We start from the raw sequence: 21613 nt of genomic DNA, 5'->3' as shown, positions 1-21613 counted from the left end.
AAACTGCTTCCGGGACGGAGCCGGAGCACGCCCGCCCGCTGGACCGCGTGATGAGCCGCCATGACGCCGGCCCTCTGGCTCCTGGGCCGCATCGGGGGCCAACGGCCGGACCTCCTGGGGTGTGCCGCGACCGCCGTCCTCGCGATCCTCGCGGGAGAACTCGGCGACGGCCTGCGACGCCGGCGGGCGAGGAACCGCGCGGCGAGGGCACCGGCGGGCACCGGCGGCTCCGCGGGCTGACGCCGACGCCCGGCCGTCCGGGAACGGCGAAGCCCCCGTCCTACCTGAGGAGTCCCTCCAGGAAGTCGCTGCCCAGCCGGGCCACCCTCGTCACGTCGAGCTGGTGCAGCACGTAGCGGCCGCGCCGACGGGTGGTGATCAGGCCCGCCTTCTTCAGGACGGCCAGGTGCCGCGATATCTCGGGCGCCGTCATGCCGTGCACCTGAGCCAGCTCGCTCGTGGTGTACGCGCTGCGGGCCAGATGGCGGCAGATCCGCATCCGGACGGGGTGGGACAGGGCCGTCATCCGCAGGGTGAGCTGCTCGACCGACGGCGGCGAGGCCGGCTCGGGGGAGCCGACGGGGTAGTGCAGCACGGGCTGCCAGCCGCTGCGGTGCAGCACGCTGAGGTGGGGCCAGCCGAGGCTGGTCGGCACCAGGAGCAGCCCGCCGCCCGCGGTGACCGTACGGCCCTCGACGAGTTTGTCGACCTCGATCCGGCCGGCCGCCTCGTCCAGGCTCAGGACGGGGGACACCGCCGCCAGGGCCTCCGCCAGTCCGCGGTGCCGCAGCAGTTCCGTCTTGTGTCGGGCGTCCGCCGTCAGCTGGTGGCCCAACCGTGACCAGACCTCCGCGAAGAACGCCTCGTCGCAGTCCTCCAGGAAGCGCCGCAGCCACGCGCGCACGCTGGGCGGATCGTCCAGCAGCCGCTGGGTGAACCGCACCTGCCGGGGACCGCGCGAGGCGGCCACCTCCAGGGCCCGCCGCCGCACGCGCTCGTCCGTGAGCGCCAGTGGTTCGTAGGAGTCGTAGGTGATCGCGCAGGTGAACTCCAGTGCGGCATCCACGAACTGCTCGTCCGTCAGTTTGTCGAGGAGGTCCAGCTCCTCGGCGAGCGTCCCGCGCGGCAGCGTGCTGCGACCCGGGATGCCGGCGTACGGCAGGAAGAGGTCCGAGAACGTCGACCGCCACAGGAAGTCGGCCTCGCACATCCGGTCGGCGAGATGCGGGTCCAGGCGCGCGGTGACACTCGTGACCCAGCCCTGGAGGCCCGGATGGTGCCCCGGCTCGGACAGCGCGTGCAGCGCCATGCCGAGCTCGGCGAGGGGGGACGGCACGATCGCGACCCTCTCCGGCCGCAGCCCCGCGATGTCGATGCTCACGCTCATGCCCTCATGGTGCACCCCGCCACCGACAACGCCGTCGCTGGTCGGCGGACGGCGCCGACCGGCGCGACGCGCGGCTCGCCCGCCGCACGGGCACCGGATTTCCGCACCGGAGAGGAAGTGCGGTTACCCACAGCCTGTGGACGACCGGGACCCCCGGCAACCGATCGCGTTAACATGACGAGAAATCGTCCGGTACCCAGAGCGGACTGGAACGGGAAGGCCGCCGTCGCGTGAGTACAGTCCAACAGCCAGACCCCAGGGACCGCCCCGCGCGGCTCACCGTCGGTGTCGTCGGCGCCGGTCGGGTGGGCCCCGCCCTCGCCGCGTCCCTCCAGCTCGCCGGGCACCGGCCGGTCGCCGTCTCCGGCGTCTCCGACGCCTCCCGGCGGCGCGCCGCGACGATGCTGCCGGACGTCCCCCTCGTGACCCCCGCCGAGGTCCTGCGGCGCGCCGACCTCGTGCTGCTGACCGTCCCCGACGACGCCCTCCCAGGCCTCGTCGAGGGCCTCGCCGAGACCGGCGCCGTCCGCCCGGGGCAACTGCTCGTGCACACCTCCGGCCGGTACGGCGCGCACGTGCTGGACCCCGCCCTGCGCGCGGGCGCGCTGCCGCTGGCCCTGCACCCGGCGATGACCTTCACGGGTACCGCGGTGGACGTCCAGCGCCTGGCCGGCTGCTCCTTCGGCGTCACCGCGCCCGACGAACTGCGGCTGGCCGCCGAGGCCCTCGTCATCGAGATGGGCGGCGAGCCGGAGTGGATCGCCGAGGAGAGGCGGCCGCTCTACCACGCGGCCCTCGCCCTCGGCGCCAACCACCTCGTCACCCTGGTCGCCCAGTCGCTGGAGCTGCTGCGCGCGGCCGGCGTCGAGGCCCCCGACCGGATGCTCGGCCCGCTGCTGGGCGCCGCCCTGGACAACGCGCTGCGCTCCGGCGACGCGGCGCTCACCGGCCCCGTCGCGCGCGGCGACGCGGGCACGGTCGCCGCTCACGTCTCGGAGCTGCGCAGGCACGCCCCGCAGAGCGTCGACGGCTATCTGGCGATGGCCCGCGCGACGGCCGACCGGGCCCTCGCCAGCGGCCTGCTCAAGCCGGAACTCGCCGAGGACCTCCTCGGTGTGCTCGCCAAGGGGACCGACGGTGCCGAGGGAGATGCCCGATGACCACGACCCTGCTGCGCACCGCGGGTGAACTGCACGCACGCACGCGTGCGGGCCGTCGCGCCGTGGTGATGACGATGGGTGCCCTGCACGAGGGCCACGCCACCCTCGTGCGCACCGCGCGCGAGATCGCCGGACCGCGGGGCGAGGTCGTCGTCACGGTCTTCGTCAACCCGCTCCAGTTCGGCGCCGGCGAGGACCTGGACCGCTACCCGCGCACCCTCGACGCCGACCTCAAGATCGCCGAGGAGGCCGGTGCCGACGTCGTGTTCGCCCCGTCCGTCGACGAGGTCTATCCCGGCGGCGAGCCCCAGGTCCGCGTCAGCGCCGGCCCGATGGGGGAGCGCCTGGAAGGCGCCGCACGCCCCGGGCACTTCGACGGCATGCTCACCGTCGTCGCCAAGCTGCTGCACCTGACGCGTCCCGACGTGGCCCTGTACGGGCAGAAGGACGCCCAGCAGCTCGCCCTGATCCGGCGCATGGTGCGCGACCTGAACTTCGGCGTCGACATCGTCGCCGTGCCGACCGTTCGCGAGGACGACGGCCTGGCCCTGTCCAGCCGCAACCGCTACCTGTCACCGGCCGAGCGGCGCACCGCGCTCGCCCTGTCCCGGGCCCTGTTCGCGGGCCGCGACCGGCACGCCGCGCAGGAGGCGCTGCGGGCACGCGCGCGTGAGGTGCCCGCCACCCGCGCCCGTGCGGAGGCGCTCAGCGCCCTGGGCGAGTCCCGTGCCGCCGCCGACGCGCACGCCGTGGCCAAGGCCGCCCCCGGCTCCGTGGCCGCCGTCCGGGCCGCCGCCCGCACGGTCCTGGACGAGGCCGCGCGCATGGTCCCGCCGCTGCGACTGGACTACCTCGCCCTCGTCGACCCGTCCGACTTCGGCGACATCGAGGACGACTTCACCGGCGAGGCGGTCCTCGCGGTCGCCGCCAGGGTCGGCACGACCCGGCTGATCGACAACCTCCCCCTCACCTTCGGAGCCGCCTCGTGACCAGCACAGGCATACGACTGCACGCGCCCGCGCCCGGGTGGTCCATCTCCGCGGACGTCGTGGTCGTCGGGTCCGGGGTGGCCGGCCTCACCGCAGCCCTGCGCTGCGAGGCCGCGGGACTGACGACGGTCGTCGTCACCAAGGCCCGCCTGGACGACGGTTCCACCCGCTGGGCGCAGGGCGGCATAGCCGCCGCGCTCGGCGAGGGCGACACGCCCGAACAGCACCTCGAGGACACGCTGGTGGCGGGCGCGGGCCTGTGCGACGAGGACGCGGTACGCCTCCTCGTCACCGAGGGCCCCGACGCCGTACGGCGGCTCATCGAGACCGGCGCCCACTTCGACGAGTCCGAGGGGGGCGGCCTGGAGCTGACCCGCGAGGGAGGCCACCACCGCCGCCGCATCGCGCACGCGGGCGGTGACGCGACCGGCGCGGAGATCTCCCGCGCGCTCGTCGAGGCGGTCCGCGCGCGCGGACTGCGCACGATCGAGAACGCGCTCGTCCTGGACCTCCTCACGGACGCCGACGGCCGCACCGCCGGCGTCTCCCTGCACGTCATGGGAGAGGGCCAGCACGACGGCGTGGGCGCCGTGCACGCGCCCGCGGTGGTCCTCGCCACCGGCGGTATGGGACAGGTCTTCTCCGCGACCACCAACCCGTCCGTGTCGACGGGCGACGGCGTCGCGCTCGCGCTGCGCGCGGGTGCGGAGGTCTCCGACCTGGAGTTCGTGCAGTTCCACCCGACCGTGCTGTTCCTCGGCCCGGACGCGGAGGGCCAGCAACCGCTCGTCTCCGAGGCGGTGCGCGGCGAGGGCGCCCACCTGGTCGACGGCGACGGCGCGCGCTTCATGCTGGGTCAGCACGAGCTGGCCGAGCTGGCGCCCCGGGACATCGTCGCCAAGGGCATCATGCGCCGCATGCAGGAGCAGGACGCCGAGCACATGTACCTCGACGCCCGCCACTTCGGCGCCCAGATGTGGGAGCACCGCTTCCCGACCATCCTCGCCGCCTGCCGGGCGCACGGCATCGACCCTGTCACCGAGCCCGTCCCGGTCGCCCCGGCCGCCCACTACGCCTCCGGCGGCGTGCGCACCGACTCGCAGGGCCGGACCACCGTGCCGGGCCTCTACGCCTGCGGTGAGGTCGCCTGCACCGGCGTGCACGGCGCGAACCGGCTCGCCTCCAACTCCCTCCTGGAGGGCCTCGTCTACGCCGAGCGCATCTCCGCCGACATCGCGGCGAGCCGGTCGGCGGACGGCCTCCCCGCGCGCGTGCCCGCACCCGTCGAGCACCCCGACAGGCCCGCGCACCCCCTCCTCGCCCCCGAGGCCCGGTTCGCGATCCAGCGGATCATGACCGGGGGCGCGGGCGTCCTGCGCTCCGCCGACTCCCTGGGGAGAGCCGCCGAGCAGCTCCAGCGGCTGCACACGGAAGCCCGCGACGCCCTCGACGAGAACGGCAAGACCGCCGAGCCCGGCGTCGACACCTGGGAGGCCACCAACCTCCTGTGCGTGGCGCGTGTCCTGGTCACCGCCGCCCGGCTGCGCGAGGAGACCCGCGGCTGCCACTGGCGCGAGGACCGCGCCGAGCGCGACGACACCGACTGGCGCCGCCACATCGTCGTACGGCTGAATCCGGACCGGACGCTCGCCGTACACACCACCGATACCGCAGACTTCCCCCCGACCCGGCAGCAGGAGCAGTGACAGAAGTGAGCACCCCCGAGGACCTTCCCCTCGTCCAGAGCGGCGGCTGCGGCGACGGCTGTGCCTGTGGCACGGACGCCGGCCTCACCGACGAGGAGTACCTGGAGTGCGGGCTGGATCCCGCACTCGCCCAGCTCCTGGCCGACGCCGGGCTCGACCCGGTCGAGGTCGAGGACATCGCCAACGTCGCCATCCAGGAGGACCTGGCCCACGGCGTGGACGTGACGACGGTCGCGACCATCCCCGAGGACGCGGTGGCCACCGCCGACTTCAGCGCGCGCGAGGCGGGCGTGGTGGCGGGCCTCAGGGTCGCCGAGGCCGTCCTCTCGGTCGTCTGCACGGACGAGTTCGAGGTCGAGCGGCACGTCGAGGACGGCGACCGCGTGGAGGCCGGACAGAAGCTGCTGTCGGTCACCACGCGCACGCGTGACCTCCTCACCGCCGAGCGCAGCGCGCTGAACCTGATGTGCCGCCTCTCCGGCATCGCGACCGCCACGCGCGCGTGGGCGGACGCCCTGGAGGGCACCGGGGCACGCGTGCGCGACACCCGGAAGACCACGCCGGGCCTGCGGTCGCTGGAGAAGTTCGCCGTGCGCTGCGGCGGCGGCGTCAACCACCGCATGTCGCTGTCCGACGCGGCACTGGTCAAGGACAACCACGTGGTCGCCGCGGGCGGTGTCGCCCAGGCCTTCCAGGCCGTGCGGGAGGCCTTCCCGGACGTGCCGATCGAGGTCGAGGTCGACACCCTGCACCAGTTGCGCGAGGTCGTGGAGGCCGGCGCCGACCTGATCCTGCTGGACAACTTCACGCCCGGGGAGTGCGTGGAGGCCGTCGCTGTCGTCGGCGGGCGCGCGCTGCTGGAGGCGTCCGGCCGGCTCACCCTGGACAACGCCAAGGTGTACGCCGACACCGGTGTCGACTTCCTTGCCGTGGGCGCCCTGACCCATTCCTCGCCGATCCTGGACATCGGCCTGGACCTGCGAGCGGCGGAGTAGGAGCGGGATCCGGCCATGCTGCTGACGATCGACGTAGGCAACACGCACACCGTGCTCGGCCTGTTCGACGGGGAGGACATCGTCGAGCACTGGCGGATCTCGACGGACGCCCGCCGCACGGCCGACGAGCTGGCGGTCCTCCTCCAGGGCCTGATGGGCATGCACCCCCTCCTCGGGGTGGAGCTGGGCGACGGCATCGACGGCATCGCCATCTGCGCGACGGTCCCGTCCGTCCTGCACGAGCTGCGCGAGGTGACCCGCCGCTACTACGGCGACGTCCCCGCGGTGCTCGTCGAGCCCGGTGTGAAGACGGGCGTACCGATCCTCTTCGACAACCCCAAGGAGGTCGGCGCCGACCGCATCATCAACGCGGTCGCCGCCAACGAGCTGTTCGGCGGCCCGGCGATCGTCGTGGACTTCGGCACGGCGACCACGTTCGACGCGGTCAGCGCGCGCGGGGAGTACGTCGGCGGCGTCATCGCGCCCGGCATCGAGATCTCCGTCGAGGCCCTGGGCGTCAAGGCCGCGCAGCTGCGCAAGATCGAGGTCGCCCGGCCCCGCAGCGTGATCGGCAAGAACACGGTCGAGGCGATGCAGTCCGGCATCGTCTACGGCTTCGCCGGCCAGGTCGACGGCGTCGTGGGCCGGATGGCGAGGGAACTGTCGGAGGACCCCGACGACGTGACGGTGATCGCCACGGGCGGGCTGGCGCCGATGGTGCTGGGCGAGTCCTCGGTGATCGACGAGCACGAGCCGTGGCTGACGCTGATCGGGCTGCGCCTGGTGTACGAACGGAACGTCTCGCGGATGTGAGCGGGTGGGCGGGCACGTGAGGGCGGGACGCCCCGGTCGGAGCGGGTGCCCGGACCGGCAGGGACGGACCGACCCGGCGGAATCGTGGGCCCGACCCGGCCGGGGCGCCCGACCCGGGGAACGAGGCGCGCCACACCCACTCCTTGTGTCGAATTTGTCCGATTAGCGCGTATCGTCGCCGCATGCCCACGCCCTACGGATCCCGCGGCGGCATGGTGTTCGGTGCGGAGGAGCTGCGCGTGCTCCGCCGTGCCCTCGCCCTCGCCCTCCATCCCGGTCCCGCCTCGGCCGAGGACGTCCAGGACTGCCACCGTCTCGCCGTGTCCCTCGACGAGGCCGTGTGCGAGGCCGCCCGGCTGCGGGCCTTCCTGGTGTCCGACCTCGCCCGGTACCGCGCCGCCCTCCCCGGCACCGTCGCCGGATACCTCACGCTCCTGGAGGAGGTGCTCGGCGCCGGCCACCGGCCCGAGGCCGACGACCTCGCCGCCCTGCGCGCCCTGCGCGGGAACCCGAAGGCGGCCGTCCTCCTGGAGCGCTGTCAGGTCCTCGCGGAGCAGGACGTGCGCGCCCGCCTGGCCCGTCGTGCGGTCCGCCGGGCGGTACCGGCCGCTCCCGTGGTGCCGGCGTCCCGTACGCGCCTCCTGGCCCTTCCCGGGGGCCGTTGCGCGGCCACGGAGGAGGCCGGCCCCGACCGCCTGGCGGTCGCCGCCGAGGAGCCGACGCCGCGGCCCGGGCGGAAACCCGTCGAGAAGCCGGCCGCGCCCGCTCCCGGGCCCGTCCCCGTGAAGCCGCAGGAGCCGGAGCCCTCCCGTCGGCCCGTCCCCACGCCGGGTGAGGTCTTCCCGCGGCGCAAGCCCGTCCCGCCGTCCTCCGCCTCGCCGTCCACCGGCCCCCGGGAGCGGCTCGCCGTCGGCTGACCGGGCACCGCCGACACGATCCGCGGTAGCGCGACCCCGGCCCGGTGTCCCGTACCTTCCTGGCTACCCTGGATCCATGGACTACGTCTCCGCGCTCCTTCCCCCCGTCGTCATGGCCGTCTTCTTCATCGGCTTGATCAGGGTGATCGTGAAGACCCAGGGCGGCACCAACAAGGCCAAGGAGGACGCGGCCGTCGACGCCGCCCTCGCGCGCGCGGAGAACACGCGCCGGCCCTCCGCGAACACCGAGGCCTGACCGCGCAGGTCCTCGCACGTCCCACGGGCGCCCTTCGGGCGTACGGCGCCGCCGACGGGTACGGGCGCCCTTCGGGCGTACGGCACCGCCGACGGGTGCCGTACGCCCTTTTTGTTCGCTCTTGTCGAGGAAAGTTCACGTCCGGCACGCGATTGGCGTTCTCTCCCACTATTGTTCTGAGTTGTGCCTCGCCCCTTGGGAGAACTCGAAGACGCGGTCATGACGCGGGTGTGGAAGTGGAACCGCCCGGTCACCGTTCGAGAAGTCCTGGAAGACCTTCAGAAGGAACGGTCCATCGCCTACACCACGGTGATGACCGTTTTGGACAATCTCCATCAGAAGGGCTGGGTGCGCCGTGAGGCGGAAGGCCGGGCCTATCGATATGAGGCGGTCTCCACGCGTGCCGCCTACGCCGCCGCCCTGATGAACGAGGCCTGGTCGCAGAGCGACAACCCCGCCGCCGCTCTCGTCGCCTTCTTCGGCATGATGAGCGACGAACAGCGTCACGCCCTGAGCGATGCGGTACGCATCGCCCAGGGACCCGAAACTTCCGAACGCCCGGAAGCCGGGAGCGCGCGGGAGAACCCCGGGTCCCCGACGGAGACCGACGGGCGATAGCGTCCGCTCATGTCAGCACAGAGCCCTGAAGTCAGCGCTAAAGCCATCACCGTCCGCCGGGCCCGGACCAGTGATGTCCCCGCAGTGCGTCGCCTCCTTGACGCGTACGTCCGCGGCGGCATCCTGCTCGACAAAGCGACGGTGACCCTTTACGAGGACATCCAGGAGTTCTGGGTCGCCGAACGCGACGACAACGCCGAGGTCGTCGGCTGCGGCGCGCTGCACGTGATGTGGGAAGACCTCGCCGAAGTCCGCACGCTCGCGGTGAAGCCCGGCCTGAAGGGCTCCGGCGTCGGTCACCAGTTGTTGGAGAAGCTGCTGCAGACCGCGCGCTGGCTCGGTGTTCGCCGGGTTTTCTGTCTGACCTTCGAAGTGGACTTCTTCGGCAAGCACGGCTTCGTGGAGATCGGTGAGACGCCCGTCGACACCGATGTCTACACGGAGCTACTGCGTTCCTATGACGAGGGCGTCGCGGAGTTCCTCGGTCTCGAACGAGTGAAACCGAACACCTTGGGCAACAGCCGGATGCTTCTGCATCTGTGATCGCCGGGTCCCATTCCGGTGGAGTCGCCTTGCCCGGGTGCCCTATGTCCGAAACGCGCACGTTTCCGTGCGGGGGACGGGCGGCCGGTCTCTCCTGAGGGTTTGTGTTTTCTCGTCAAAAGCGGTTTGCTTTCCGATGTACTGCAGTACTGCATATATCAGGGGGCGGCGAAACGGCGGAACGCCGCAGACCCCCGGCCCTCACGTAATCGATGAAAGGAAATCCCGTGGCACAGAAGGTTCAGGTCCTTCTTGTCGACGACCTCGACGGCGGCGAGGCCGACGAGACCGTGACGTTCGCGCTGGACGGCAAGACGTACGAGATCGATCTCACGACTGCCAATGCGGACAAGCTGCGCAGCCTTCTCGACCCGTACGTGAAGGGCGGCCGGCGTACCGGAGGTCGTGCTTCGGGTGGACGCGGAAAGGCGCGCGTCGCTGCCGGGGGCAGCCAGGACACCGCTCAGATCCGCGCGTGGGCGAAGGAGAACGGCTACGAGGTCAACGACCGCGGCCGTGTTCCCGCGACCATTCGCGAGGCCTACGAGAAGGCCAACGGCTGAGCGCAGGCGCGCCGCAGCCGGACACGGTGACAGTGCGTCGCCAGCGTGTCCACCAAGCGCACCAGGTCGGGGGCGCCCCCAACGCCCCCCAAGGCCGACATCGTCGGCAGCGAGGCCTCGACCCCGCACCCTCCGACGGGGGGCCGCATCCACACGGCGGCCCCCTGCAGCGCTGTTCCGGGACGCGTCAGGCCCGGTGGCAGGGGCGCCTCGAGGACCCCGCCCGCACCGGTCGCCGTCAGATCCAGCGGCAACGCGTCCCACTCCAGCCACCGCAGGATTCCCGGCAGCTCCTCCGCGCTCCCCGCCGCCACCAGCAGCCGCATCCGGTCGCCCCGCACGGCCACCGGAGAACCCGGCGCCAGGTGCCGCAGCGCCGGGTGACCCGCCTCGGCCGGCGCGTCCAGGACGTCGAAACACAGGCCCACCCGAAGCCGTACCGGCTCTCCGGGCACCGTCGCCCACCCCAGTTCGTTCTCGTACCAGCGGCGGACGCTCTCGGTCGGACGGTCCGGATCGAGCGCCCCGCGGGGAAGGGGGACCGTGGATGCCGCAGCGACGGCCGGGGACACGGTTGCCGGAGGGGGCGCCGCGGAGGCGTCCGCGGCGGTGGAAGAAGTGATCCGGGACGCGGGCGGGAGGACGGGGCCAACCATGCCGAGTGCAACGGCCCCGAAGCCTCCAGGGTTACGCTGGGCTCTCAGGCGAGAGCGCAGAGTGGCGAAACGGGGGCGTGCGGGGGTGCCGGGAGGCGCGGGGTTGTTCGCCCGTAGCGGAGGGAACGGGCGCCCGCGGCATGGAGTGTCGGTCCCAGCGGGTAAGACATCCCTAGTGGGAGGGGGCGACACGCAGGAAACGGGAGTCTCACGTTCGCCATCGGCGTACTGGCGACTGGGGTAACTGTCTGGCCTGCGGGAACATCGTCTCGCACCATCGGGTTGGAGCAGATGTCGGCGTTCGGGGTCAGGAGGCCATCGACGGTGTCGGCAGTTGGAATGAGCGGTCCCCGCTTGCGGGACTAAGCTGCGGAAGGACAGGGAGGGGAAGTTCCCTTCACTGCCTGACCGCTCTGAGGAGCGATTAACGATGTTCGAGAGGTTCACCGACCGCGCGCGGCGGGTTGTCGTCCTGGCTCAGGAAGAAGCCCGGATGCTCAACCACAACTACATCGGCACCGAGCACATCCTCCTGGGCCTGATCCACGAGGGTGAGGGTGTCGCCGCCAAGGCCCTTGAGAGCCTCGGGATTTCGCTCGAGGCGGTCCGCCAGCAGGTGGAGGAGATCATCGGTCAGGGCCAGCAGGCCCCGTCCGGGCACATCCCCTTCACCCCCCGTGCCAAGAAGGTCCTGGAGCTGTCGCTCCGCGAGGCCCTTCAGCTGGGCCACAACTACATCGGCACGGAGCACATCCTGCTCGGCCTGATCCGTGAGGGCGAGGGCGTCGCCGCCCAGGTCCTGGTCAAGCTGGGTGCAGATCTCAACCGGGTGCGGCAGCAGGTCATCCAGCTGCTCTCCGGCTACCAGGGCAAGGAGACCGCCACCGCCGGCGGGCCTGCCGAGGGCACGCCCTCGACGTCCCTGGTCCTCGACCAGTTCGGCCGGAACCTCACCCAGGCCGCTCGTGAGTCCAAGCTCGACCCGGTCATCGGGCGCGAGAAGGAGATCGAGCGGGTCATGCAGGTGCTGTCCCGCCGTACCAAGAACAACCCGGTCCTGATCGGTGAGCCCGGCGTCGGCAAGACCGCCGTCGTCGAGGGCCTCGCCCAGGCCATCGTCAAGGGCGAGGTGCCCGAGACCCTCAAGGACAAGCACCTCTACACCCTGGACCTCGGCGCGCTGGTCGCCGGCTCCCGCTACCGCGGTGACTTCGAGGAGCGCCTGAAGAAGGTCCTCAAGGAGATCCGCACCCGCGGCGACATCATCCTGTTCATCGACGAGCTGCACACGCTGGTCGGTGCGGGTGCCGCCGAAGGTGCCATCGACGCCGCTTCGATCCTGAAGCCGATGCTGGCCCGCGGTGAGCTCCAGACCATCGGTGCGACCACGCTGGACGAGTACCGCAAGCACCTGGAGAAGGACGCGGCCCTCGAGCGCCGCTTCCAGCCCATCCAGGTCGCGGAGCCGTCGCTGCCGCACACCATCGAGATCCTCAAGGGTCTGCGCGACCGGTACGAGGCGCACCACCGCGTCTCGATCACCGACGAGGCGCTGGTCCAGGCCGCCACCCTGGCCGACCGGTACATCTCGGACCGCTTCCTGCCGGACAAGGCGATCGACCTGATCGACGAGGCCGGTTCCCGGATGCGCATCCGCCGGATGACCGCGCCGCCGGACCTGCGCGAGTTCGACGAGAAGATCGCCGGCGTCCGCCGCGACAAGGAGTCCGCGATCGACTCGCAGGACTTCGAGAAGGCCGCCTCCCTCCGTGACAAGGAGAAGCAGCTCCTGGCCGCCAAGGCCAAGCGCGAGAAGGAGTGGAAGGCCGGCGACATGGACGTCGTCGCCGAGGTCGACGGCGAGCTGATCGCCGAGGTCCTCGCGACCGCCACCGGCATCCCGGTCTTCAAGCTGACCGAGGAGGAGTCCTCGCGTCTGCTGCGCATGGAGGACGAGCTCCACAAGCGGGTCATCGGCCAGAAGGACGCCGTCAAGGCGCTCTCGAAGGCGATCCGCCGTACGCGTGCGGGCCTCAAGGACCCGAAGCGTCCGGGTGGCTCGTTCATCTTCGCCGGCCCGTCCGGTGTCGGTAAGACCGAGCTGTCCAAGGCGCTCGCCGAGTTCCTCTTCGGCGACGAGGACGCGTTGATCTCCCTCGACATGTCGGAGTTCAGCGAGAAGCACACGGTGTCGCGTCTCTTCGGTTCCCCCCCCGGATACGTGGGTTACGAAGAGGGCGGCCAGCTGACCGAGAAGGTCCGCCGCAAGCCGTTCTCCGTCGTCCTCTTCGACGAGGTGGAGAAGGCCCACCCGGACATCTTCAACTCGCTGCTCCAGATCCTGGAGGACGGTCGTCTGACCGACTCCCAGGGGCGGGTCGTGGACTTCAAGAACACGGTCATCATCATGACGACCAACCTCGGCACGCGGGACATCTCCAAGGGCTTCAACCTCGGCTTCGCCGCCGCGGGCGACACGAAGTCCAACTACGAGCGCATGAAGAACAAGGTCTCGGACGAGCTGAAGCAGCACTTCCGGCCCGAGTTCCTCAACCGCGTCGACGACGTGGTCGTCTTCCCGCAGCTGACCCAGGGGGACATCCTCCAGATCGTCGACCTGATGGTCGGCAAGGTCGACGAGCGCCTGAAGGACCGGGACATGGGCATCGAGCTCTCCCCGTCCGCCAAGGAGCTGCTGTCCAAGAAGGGGTACGACCCGGTGCTGGGTGCGCGACCGCTGCGCCGCACCATCCAGCGCGAGATCGAGGACACGCTCTCGGAGAAGATCCTCTTCGGCGAGCTGCGCCCCGGTCACATCGTGGTCGTGGACACCGAGGGCGAGGGCGACGCCAAGACCTTCACCTTCCGGGGTGAGGAGAAGTCGGCCCTGCCGGACGTCCCGCCGATCGAGCAGGCGGCCGGCGGCGCGGGTCCGAACCTGAGCAAGGACGCCTGACCCGAAGGGTCGAGCACGAGAGAGGGGCCGCCCCGGGACACCAGTCCCGGGGCGGCCCCTCTCGTGGTGTTCCTCAGGACAGCTGGCCGTCGTAGTCCGGCAGCTTGAAGGTCTTCTCGGCGTGGCCGCCCGACAGGTCGGTGGCGCTGTTGCCGATGTTCGCGATGATCGTGTAGCCCTTGGACTCGATGTTGACGCGCTGGGCGGTCTTGTAGGCGCCGACGTCCTTGAAGAGGTCGAACAGACCGCGGACGTAGAGGCCGGAGACCTTGTAGCCCACGTACTTCAGGTTGTAGTCGGTCACGCCCGAGATGATGCCGGGGCGGGCGGTGACGAAGAACAGGGAGACGCCGTGCTCCTGGGCGTACTTGGCGACGTCGAGGACCGGCTTGTTGGCCGGCTGCGGGTAGCTGAAGCCGAAGTCGGTCTCCAGGGTGGTGTTGTCGATGTCGAGGACGACAGCCTGCTTCTCGCCCGGTTTGGCGGCGGCGATGCGCTGCTTCAGGTACGGCAGGGCCTGGTTCATCACCGCCAGGCAGTCCGCCTGCCAGGTGTCGTAGCCGACCTCGGCCTGCGCGGTGGCGGTGGTGGTGGCGACGGAGACGGTGCCGGTGGCCGTCGCCGCCTGGGCGCCGGCCGGGACGGCCATCGCGGTGATGGCAGCCGCCGCCACGGCGGTCATGCCGATACGGCGCGTCCAGGTGCCTCTGGTCATGGTGTGGGGGTCCTCTCGCGTCCAGGCGCTGCGGGTGTCGTGAGCATGCTCATCACTGGGGATGGCCTGAGGGGAACCAACGGGTTACTGGACGGTAGAGGGCCCTGAGAGGCCCGTCACACCCTCGTGCGTGCTTCGTGACGGGGGTCACAAGTGCCTCTGGGGGCGGGGGAGTAGCCGCCGTCACATTCCGAAGTGCCGTACGGAGGGCGGCCGGTGATGTGTCGCACAGGAGCTACGTCACGTACTACGTGGAATAGTACTGACCCCTATTGTGATGAAAGGGACTTATCGCCCCACGGGAGTTCATGGGGCAGGCCTGCCGCGTGGAACGGGGGCCTGTGCCGGGTGAAGGGCGGACTGTCGGCAAGTGTTCCGTTTTGGTGCGTAATACTAGCTTCCGTCGTAGATCACACGTTTGAGGCATTGGCGGGTCGCGGGTTACCAAGGGATGGCCATCCGGCGACGTCCGTACGTCGGGTGGTTCTCTCTGTCCCCGGCACCATGAGGTTTCGATGTTCCAGCGCGTCATGTTCCGTTCTTCCCGTACGCCCCAGCTCCGCACCCGCGTGGCCGTCGGCGCCGCCGCTCTCGGCGCCACGGTCGTGCTGGGGAGCGGAGTGGCGTCCGCGGCCACGTCCCAGGCGAAGGCGGCGGCGCCCGCGGCCGCGGTGTCGGTGGCCAAGAAGTCCTCGGCGGCCACCTGGGTCGACCCGGTGAAGAAGTACAAGCTGTCCGCCAGCTTCGCCCAGGCCGGCGGTATGTGGGCCTCCAAGCACAGTGGTCAGGACTTCGCCGTGGCGACCGGCACCAAGGTCTTCGCCACCCACGGCGGCAAGGTCGTCAAGGCCGGTGGGAACGGTGCCGGTGACGGCCCCGCCTACGGCAACGCCGTCGTCATCAAGCACGCCAACGGCGTGTACTCCCAGTACGCACACCTGTCGAAGGTCAACGTGAAGGTCGGCCAGATCGTCAAGACCGGCCAGCGCATAGCCCTGTCCGGCAACACCGGCAACTCCAGCGGCCCGCACCTGCACTTCGAGATCCGGACCACCGCCAACTACGGTTCGGCGATCGACCCGGTGAAGTTCCTGCGCGGCAAGGGCGTGACCGTCTGACGACGGTGATCGACGGCCGTCGTCAGGACGGCTGCGAGCCCTGATGGGCCTGGGTGATCAGATCGACGGCGACCTCGAGGACGGCTTCGCGCTTCTCCTCGGGGTCGCCTTCGAGGTCCTGCAGGAAGAACATCCCGGCGTGCAGCGTGAAGATGGCGCTGACGCAGCGGACCTGGTCGGCGAGCGGGGCGTCCGGGTCGATGACGATGTCGCGCAGCCCGCGCATGCGGTCCTTGAAGGAGTCGCCGATCTGGAGTTCACGGACCGTCGCCTGGTTCTCCTGCATGAAGCGGAAGAACGGGGCCGCCTCGCTGAGCGCCTGGCTGTAGCGCCGCAGGACTTCCTGCTTGGTCTCCAGGGTGTGCGGCCGGCTGCGGCCCCACTCGACCAGGTCCTCGATCGGCTTCGTCAGATCCGTGAAGATGCTGACGATGATCTCTTCCTTGGTCTTGAAGTGGTAGTACAGGGCCGCCTTGGTGACCTGCAGATGCTCCGCGATCTCGCGGAGCGAGGTCTTCTCGTAGCCCTGCTCGGCGAAGAGTTCCAGTGCCACGTCCTGGATGCGCTGGCGTGTGTTGCCGCGGCGTCGCTGTGTGGTGCCGTCCATGGTGACGTCCATCCTCGTACTCCTCGCGCCGCCGCGAAACCGGCGGTCGGAAGGTAAGAGGCGCTTACCTTCCGCTCAGGTTGAAACTTACTTGACGCCCGGCTAGTTGGGGTTCTACTTTCCCAGTGTAGTGAACTAGCCGGGCGGCAAGTAAGTAACTGCCCTGGGGGAGTGGGATGAGGATGGCGGACACCCGAACCGTTGAGCCGGACACCGGCGCGCAGGAGAAGAAACAGCAGAGCGTGCGGGTCGTGATCCTCGCGCTGATGATCACCATGATGCTCGCGATGCTCGACAACATGATCGTCGGCACCGCGATGCCCACGATCGTCGGTGACCTCGGCGGCCTCGAACACCTGTCATGGGTGGTGACCTCGTACACCCTCGCCACAGCCGCCTCCACCCCGATCTGGGGCAAGCTCGGCGACATGTACGGGCGCAAGGGCGCCTTCCTCGGCTCCATCGTCATCTTCCTGGCCGGGTCGGCGCTGAGCGGCATGGCCCAGGACATGGGCCAGCTGATCGGCTTCCGCGCGGTGCAGGGGCTGGGCGCCGGCGGCCTGATGGTCGGCGTCATGGCGATCATCGGCGACCTCGTCCCGCCGCGGGAGCGTGGTAAGTACCAGGGCATGATGGCCGCCGTGATGGCGACAGCGATGATCGGCGGACCGCTGGTCGGCGGCACCATCACCGACCACTGGGGCTGGCGCTGGGCCTTCTACATCAACCTGCCGCTCGGCGTGATGGCGCTCGGCCTGATCACCGCCGTCCTGCACCTGCCGAAGAAGCGGTCCCAGGCCCGCATCGACTACCTGGGCGCCGGACTGCTCATCGTCGGTATCACCGCCATCGTGCTCGTCACCACCTGGGGCGGCACCGAGTACGCCTGGTCCTCCGCGCGGATCATGGAGCTGATCGGCATCGGTGTCGCCGCGCTCGTCGGGTTCGTGTTCTGGCAGACCAGGGCCGTGGAGCCGATCCTGCCGCTGCACATCTTCCGCAGCCGCAACTTCACGCTGATGTCGGTGATCGGTTTCATCACCGGCTTCGTGATGTTCGGCGCCACCCTGTTCCTGCCGCTGTACCAGCAGGCGGTGCAGGGCGCCTCGGCGACCAACTCAGGCCTGCTGCTCCTGCCGATGCTCGGCGCCATGCTCGTGACCTCGATGGTCGCCGGCCGGATCACCACCAGCAGCGGCCGCTACAAGGTCTTCCCGGTCGTCGGCGGCGCGCTGATGATCGTCGGCCTGTACCTGCTCTCGACGATGGACACCGGCACCTCCCGGTTCACCTCCGGTGTGTTCATGGCCGTCGTGGGCCTCGGCATGGGCTGTCTGATGCAGATCACCATGCTGGTCGCGCAGAACAGCGTCGAGATGAAGGACATGGGCGTCGCGTCCTCCTCGGCCACCCTCTTCCGCACGCTCGGCTCCTCCTTCGGCGTCGCGATCATGGGCGCCCTGTTCAACAGCCGGGTCCAGGACGCCATGTCCGAGCGGGCCGGCGCACTGGGCTCCAAGATCACCGATCAGTCCGCGCAACTGGACGCCGCCGGCCTCGCGAAGCTCCCGGCCCCGGTACGGGAGGCCTACCAGTACGCGGTCTCCGACGGCACCCACGCGGCGTTCGTCCTCGGAGCCGTCGTGGCCGTGGTCGCGCTGGTGGCGGCCGTGTTCGTCAAGGAGGTCCCCCTCCGCGGAGCCGGACCGAAGACGGAAGGCGCGGCGGACGAGTCCACCGCCCCCGAGATGTCGGTGGCCGAGCCCGTCTGATCCACCCGGAGGGGCCGCTGCCGCCTGCTGAGAGCGGCGGTCCCGCGTCGCCGTGGAAGTCATGTGAGAGGTCCCCGGCCGGTGTCCGCCCCGGGGGCCTGCGGCGCGGGGCGGGCGATGCGCGTGATCGGCGCGCCGCCACACGAGGGCACCCGCTCCAACCCGCCCGCGGCCCGCCCTCACGGCAGCATCGGATAGCTTCCCGTGTTCGTCGGGGCGTGTTCCGGCAGCCACAGCACGGCCACCGCACCCTCGGACGGTATGTGCACCGGTGCCCCGGCCGGTCGTACGTTGCGGAAGGTCAGCCGGGCGCCCAGGACGCGGGCCTGCCCCGCCGCGATGGTGAGGCCCAGGCCGTGGCCGCGGCCCGCCCGGTCGCTGCTCCCGGTGCGGAAGCGGCTCGGGCCCTCCGCGAGCAGGTCCTGGGGGAATCCGGGGCCGTGGTCGCGGACCCGGATGACCCGGCCCTCGACGGTGACCTGGACCGGCGGCCTGCCGTGCCGGCCGGCGTTGGTGAGCAGGTTGAACAGCACGCGCTCCAGGCGTCGGGGGTCGGTGGTGACCATGGACTCGTGCACCACCCGCACCTCGACCTCCGGGTCCTTGGCCGCCACTCGCCGGGTGACGAACTCGCCCAGCAGGATGTCCTGCAACTCGGCGCGCTCGGAGGCGCCGTCGAGGCGGGCCACCTCCAGGACGTCCTCGACGAGTGTGCGCATGGCCTTCGCCCGGTCCATGACCAACTCGGTGGGCCGGCCCGGAGGCAGCAGCTCGGCGGCCGTCAGCAGCCCTGTCACCGGTGTGCGCAGCTCGTGCGCGATGTCGGCGGTGACCCGGCGCTCGGCCTCCAGCCGCTGCTGGAGGGCGTCCGCCATGGCGTCCACGGCGGACGCCAGGTCGTCGGTCTCGTCGCGCACGACCCCGCCGATGGCGTCCCGCACCCGCACCTCCGCCTCGCCCCTGGCGACCTGGTTCGCCGCGGCCGCCGCCTTGCGCAGCCGGCGCGAAAGCTGCCCGCCGATCAGCACCCCGAGCGCGCTGCCGCCGAGGACGACCGCGATGGAGCCGATCACCAGGGCCTGGTCGAGGTCGTGCAGGATGTCCGTGCTGCGGTCGGTGAAGCCGGTGTGCAGGGAGAGCACACGGCCGTCCTTCAGGGGCACGGCCGCCCAGATGTCGGGCGCCCCGCCGCCGTGGTCGGAGACGAACGTGGCCCGGCGCCCCTCCTCGACCTTGAACCTCAGCTCCGACGGCAGGTCCTGGTCGTCGATCTTGCTGTTGGGGAAATGGGGGCGCCCGGACAGCTCGTAGTTGCGCTGGGCGATCTGGATGCGCTCGTCGGCGAGGTCGCGTGCGTTGTCCAGCATGGAGACCCGGGCGGCGTTGTGGACGACGAGGCTGAGCACGATCGCCACCAGCGCCCCGACCAGTGCGATGGCCGCGCTCAGCTTCCACCGCAGGCCGGTGTGGATGCCCGTGCGCTCGAGGCGGGCCGGAACCAGGTGCCGCAACATCCCCCGCATACCCCTGTCCGCTCAGGCCTTCAGTTTGTAGCCGAAGCCGCGGACCGTCTCGATCCGGTCCTGGCCGATCTTCGTCCGCAGCCGCTGCACGTGGACGTCGACGACGCGGGTGTCTCCGCCCCAGCCGTAGTCCCACACCCGCTCCAGCAGCCTGTCCCGCGAGAGGACCGTGCCCGGGGCGGAGGAGAACTCCAGCAGGAGGCGCATCTCGGTCGGGGTGAGCGCGACCGGCTGCCCGGCCCGGCGGACCTCCATGCCCTCGGTGTCGATCTCCAGGTCCCCGAAGGTCAGCACGCCCCCGGCGGCGGAGGAATCCGCCTCGCCCCGGTCGGGTCCGCCCGCGTGCCCGAACCGGCGCAGCACCGCGCGGATGCGGGCGACCAGGACGGCGCCGTCGAACGGCTTGGTCACGTAGTCGTCGGCGCCTGCCTCGAGGCCGAGCACGACGTCGATGGAGTCGGCGCGCGCGGAGAGCATGATCACCGGCACGGTGGACTCGTCCCGGATGCGCCGGCACAGGCTCACGCCGTCCAGTCCGGGCACCATCACGTCCAGCAGGGCGATGTCGGGTCGGTCCGCCCGGAACGCCTCCAGGCCGGACAGGCCGTCGGGCATCGCGGTGACCATGAAACCGTCCCGCTCCAGGGCCAGCTGGGTGGCCTCGCGGATGACGTCGTCGTCCTCGACGAACAGGACGTGGGTCTGGTCTGCCATCCCGGTGCTCTCAGTCCTCGGTGGTGTCGTGGGTGGGCGGTGGTGGGCGGTCGCGGGTCTGTTCTGTCTGCCGGTCCGCTGTCAGGTCGGCCGTCCCTAGAGGGGACGCCCGGAGCGCCTGGTGCGTTCACTGGTTCATCGGTCCGAGAGGCCCGAACGGTTCACGCGGTGGAGGATTTTTTCGCGGAGGCACGGCGGTACGGGCGTTCGGCGTCGGTGCGCGGAGGCCGTCAGCCGCTCTCCGGCACCGGCGTCGCGTCGTCCCCGCCGACGACGCTGCTGTAGTCGTTGTGCCAGCTGTACTCCTTGACGAAGCGGCCCGAGGCCCTCCAGCGGTACGTGATCACGTTCTCGCCGGAGGGGCTGGAGACGGGATCGCCCTTCTCGTACACCTGCTTGGTCACCACCAGGTCGCCGCGGTCTATCTCGGCGTAGACCGGCGGCTCCTCGGTCTTGAACACGTTCTCGTACCGGCCGCTCGTCCGGCGGTACACGTACGACCCGACGCCGACCGCGTCACCGCACGTCAGCACGTTGACGACGACATCGCTCTCGGCGCCGCCGGTGAGATCGCCGAAGGAGACGTCGACCGGGTACTCGTCGCCGACGCACGGCTTCAGCTCGCGCTTGACCTCCTCCGAGACCTCGGGGTCGTCCTTGACGAGCCGGACGGCGTTGATGCGGTCGGGGGCGTCGGTGGGGGCGCTCGACGGGAAGGCGGTGGCGGTGACGCCGACGACCGCTTCGGCGTACGCCGGGCCCTCGTCACGGGCGCCGGTGCCGCCGGTGGCGCACGAGGACAGGAAAACGCCGACGGCGGCGAGCACGGCCAGCGCCGTGGTCACCGCCTGGAAGGTGCCTCGGGCCGGTGGGGGCCCGGCCTCGGTCAGGCCGCCGTGCAACGCTCCCGCTCCTCACGCTCCAGCGCGCGTGCGTCCAGATCGCGGGTTTCCAGCTCCTCGCGGAGCCGGGCGAGCGCCCGGTGCAGCGTGCTCTTGACCGTACCGGCCGACATGCCGAGGGCGGTGGCCGTCTCCTCAGTGGACATCTGCTCCCAGTGTCGCAGTACGACGACACTGCGCTGCTTCGGAGCGAGCACCTTCATGGCGTCCATCAGCAGGGCGCGGTCCGCGTGCTGCTGGGTGGAGTCCTCCACGCTGGCGTCCGGCAACTGCTCGGTGGGCACTTCCTCCAGCTTGCGGGCGCGCCACCACTCGGTCCGCGTGTTGATCATGACCCGGCGCAGGTAGGCGTCCGCCAGCCGCTTGTCCGCGATGCCGTCCCAGCGGCCGTACGTACGTGCCAGCGCGGTCTGCAGCAGGTCCTGGGCGTCCACCGGGTCCGGGACCAGGCGACGGGCACTGCGCAGCAGTGCGTCCTGCCGGGTGCGGACGTACTCCTCGAACTCGAGCACCTCTCCCTGCGCCATGATCAACCGCCTCCGTGTCCCCGTTCCGGCTGGCTGTGGTCCGCCGGTTTCCCGCTCGTGGTCTGTGGCCCTCGTGTCGCTGTCGGGCACACGAAGGAAGCTACGGAGCTGTTGTCACGGCACTGTCCGAGGCAGCCTGCGGCTGGCAGTCGGCTGTCCGTCGGTTGTGTAACGAA

At 70.9% G+C, this 21613-nt stretch carries 22 protein-coding genes; 14 read left to right on the top strand and 8 right to left on the bottom strand.

Annotated features, from left to right (window positions below; genetic code table 11):
* The first annotated feature begins 60 nt into the window (after positions 1 to 60).
* Positions 61 to 240: a hypothetical protein gene (locus tag ACGFQC_RS09225; protein WP_363092813.1), complete on the top strand. Its 180-nt coding sequence runs from the start codon at positions 61 to 63 to the stop codon at positions 238 to 240.
* Positions 241 to 280: 40 nt separating this feature from the next.
* Here ACGFQC_RS09225 and ACGFQC_RS09220 read toward each other — a convergent pair whose 3' ends face one another.
* Positions 281 to 1387: a DUF5937 family protein gene (locus tag ACGFQC_RS09220; protein WP_363092812.1), complete on the bottom strand. Its 1107-nt coding sequence runs from the start codon at positions 1385 to 1387 to the stop codon at positions 281 to 283.
* 230 nt (positions 1388 to 1617) lie between these two features.
* Here ACGFQC_RS09220 and ACGFQC_RS09215 point away from each other — a divergent pair, with 230 nt between their 5' ends.
* The 10 genes from ACGFQC_RS09215 (at position 1618) to ACGFQC_RS09170 (ending at position 9947) form a co-directional block, all read left to right on the top strand.
* Positions 1618 to 2547: a DUF2520 domain-containing protein gene (locus ACGFQC_RS09215; protein ID WP_363092811.1), complete on the top strand. Its 930-nt coding sequence runs from the start codon at positions 1618 to 1620 to the stop codon at positions 2545 to 2547.
* Entirely contained in the window at positions 2544 to 3536 is a 993-nt protein-coding gene (gene panC / locus ACGFQC_RS09210) for a pantoate--beta-alanine ligase (RefSeq protein ID WP_363092810.1), read from the top strand. Before ACGFQC_RS09215 ends, panC begins: the two co-directional genes overlap by 4 nt.
* A complete protein-coding gene (locus ACGFQC_RS09205; RefSeq protein WP_363092809.1) occupies positions 3533 to 5242 on the top strand; it encodes an L-aspartate oxidase in 1710 nt (569 codons plus the stop codon). Before panC ends, ACGFQC_RS09205 begins: the two co-directional genes overlap by 4 nt.
* 5 nt (positions 5243 to 5247) lie before the next feature.
* A complete protein-coding gene (gene nadC, locus ACGFQC_RS09200) occupies positions 5248 to 6237 on the top strand; it encodes a carboxylating nicotinate-nucleotide diphosphorylase (RefSeq protein ID WP_363092808.1) in 990 nt (329 codons plus the stop codon).
* Positions 6238 to 6252: 15 nt separating this feature from the next.
* Positions 6253 to 7050: a type III pantothenate kinase gene (locus ACGFQC_RS09195; RefSeq protein ID WP_363092807.1), complete on the top strand. Its 798-nt coding sequence runs from the start codon at positions 6253 to 6255 to the stop codon at positions 7048 to 7050.
* A gap of 212 nt (positions 7051 to 7262) precedes the next feature.
* Complete coding sequence (locus tag ACGFQC_RS09190; RefSeq protein ID WP_363092835.1) at positions 7263 to 7967, top strand: hypothetical protein; 705 nt, start codon at positions 7263 to 7265, stop codon at positions 7965 to 7967.
* 76 nt (positions 7968 to 8043) lie between these two features.
* On the top strand, positions 8044 to 8223 hold the full coding sequence (locus ACGFQC_RS09185; protein WP_363092806.1) for a hypothetical protein: 180 nt from the start codon (positions 8044 to 8046) through the stop codon (positions 8221 to 8223).
* Positions 8224 to 8442: 219 nt separating this feature from the next.
* Positions 8443 to 8841 carry a BlaI/MecI/CopY family transcriptional regulator gene (locus tag ACGFQC_RS09180; protein ID WP_393288113.1) on the top strand — a complete coding sequence of 133 codons (399 nt, stop codon included), beginning with the start codon at positions 8443 to 8445 and terminating at the stop codon, positions 8839 to 8841.
* Positions 8842 to 8850: 9 nt separating this feature from the next.
* Positions 8851 to 9384 carry an amino-acid N-acetyltransferase gene (locus ACGFQC_RS09175; protein WP_363092804.1) on the top strand — a complete coding sequence of 178 codons (534 nt, stop codon included), beginning with the start codon at positions 8851 to 8853 and terminating at the stop codon, positions 9382 to 9384.
* Positions 9385 to 9611: 227 nt separating this feature from the next.
* A complete protein-coding gene (locus ACGFQC_RS09170; RefSeq protein ID WP_363092803.1) occupies positions 9612 to 9947 on the top strand; it encodes an Lsr2 family protein in 336 nt (111 codons plus the stop codon).
* Here ACGFQC_RS09170 and ACGFQC_RS09165 read toward each other — a convergent pair.
* Positions 9926 to 10603 carry an SCO3374 family protein gene (locus ACGFQC_RS09165; RefSeq protein WP_363092802.1) on the bottom strand — a complete coding sequence of 226 codons (678 nt, stop codon included), beginning with the start codon at positions 10601 to 10603 and terminating at the stop codon, positions 9926 to 9928. The two genes, ACGFQC_RS09170 and ACGFQC_RS09165, sit on opposite strands and share 22 nt — an antisense overlap.
* Positions 10604 to 11033: 430 nt before the next feature.
* Between ACGFQC_RS09165 and ACGFQC_RS09160 the strand changes: the two genes are divergently transcribed.
* Positions 11034 to 13559 (top strand): ATP-dependent Clp protease ATP-binding subunit, encoded by a 2526-nt coding sequence (locus ACGFQC_RS09160; protein ID WP_363092801.1) that lies wholly within the window; start codon positions 11034 to 11036, stop codon positions 13557 to 13559.
* Positions 13560 to 13632: 73 nt separating this feature from the next.
* Here the strand turns inward: ACGFQC_RS09160 and ACGFQC_RS09155 are convergent, their stop codons facing one another.
* Positions 13633 to 14274, bottom strand: a complete 642-nt coding sequence (locus ACGFQC_RS09155) for an HAD family acid phosphatase (RefSeq protein WP_363092800.1) — start codon at positions 14272 to 14274, stop codon at positions 13633 to 13635.
* Positions 14275 to 14789: 515 nt separating this feature from the next.
* On the opposite strand from ACGFQC_RS09155, the gene ACGFQC_RS09150 reads away from it, so the two are divergent.
* Complete coding sequence (locus ACGFQC_RS09150) at positions 14790 to 15392, top strand: M23 family metallopeptidase (protein WP_363092799.1); 603 nt, start codon at positions 14790 to 14792, stop codon at positions 15390 to 15392.
* Between the two features lie 22 nt (positions 15393 to 15414).
* Here the strand turns inward: ACGFQC_RS09150 and ACGFQC_RS09145 are convergent, their stop codons facing one another.
* Positions 15415 to 16011 (bottom strand): TetR/AcrR family transcriptional regulator, encoded by a 597-nt coding sequence (locus tag ACGFQC_RS09145; protein WP_363092798.1) that lies wholly within the window; start codon positions 16009 to 16011, stop codon positions 15415 to 15417.
* A gap of 170 nt (positions 16012 to 16181) precedes the next feature.
* Between ACGFQC_RS09145 and ACGFQC_RS09140 the strand changes: the two genes are divergently transcribed.
* Positions 16182 to 17771, top strand: coding sequence for an MDR family MFS transporter (locus tag ACGFQC_RS09140; RefSeq protein ID WP_363092797.1), 1590 nt, complete (start codon positions 16182 to 16184; stop codon positions 17769 to 17771).
* Between the two features lie 179 nt (positions 17772 to 17950).
* Here the strand turns inward: ACGFQC_RS09140 and cseC are convergent, their stop codons facing one another.
* The 4 genes from cseC to ACGFQC_RS09120 form a co-directional block, all read right to left on the bottom strand.
* Positions 17951 to 19294 (bottom strand): two-component system sensor histidine kinase CseC, encoded by a 1344-nt coding sequence (gene cseC, locus ACGFQC_RS09135; RefSeq protein WP_363092796.1) that lies wholly within the window; start codon positions 19292 to 19294, stop codon positions 17951 to 17953.
* Between the two features lie 12 nt (positions 19295 to 19306).
* Positions 19307 to 20008, bottom strand: coding sequence for a two-component system response regulator CseB (cseB, locus tag ACGFQC_RS09130; RefSeq protein WP_363092795.1), 702 nt, complete (start codon positions 20006 to 20008; stop codon positions 19307 to 19309).
* Positions 20009 to 20238: 230 nt separating this feature from the next.
* Positions 20239 to 20910, bottom strand: coding sequence for a hypothetical protein (locus tag ACGFQC_RS09125; RefSeq protein WP_393287993.1), 672 nt, complete (start codon positions 20908 to 20910; stop codon positions 20239 to 20241).
* Positions 20895 to 21437 (bottom strand): SigE family RNA polymerase sigma factor, encoded by a 543-nt coding sequence (locus ACGFQC_RS09120; RefSeq protein WP_363092793.1) that lies wholly within the window; start codon positions 21435 to 21437, stop codon positions 20895 to 20897. Before ACGFQC_RS09120 ends, ACGFQC_RS09125 begins: the two co-directional genes overlap by 16 nt.
* Positions 21438 to 21613: the final 176 nt, after the last annotated feature.

Origin of the sequence: Streptomyces sp. NPDC048734 (assembly GCF_043198675.1) — a bacterium.
GTDB lineage: Bacteria > Actinomycetota > Actinomycetes > Streptomycetales > Streptomycetaceae > Streptomyces.
This window is presented reverse-complemented; position numbering and strand designations above follow the sequence as displayed.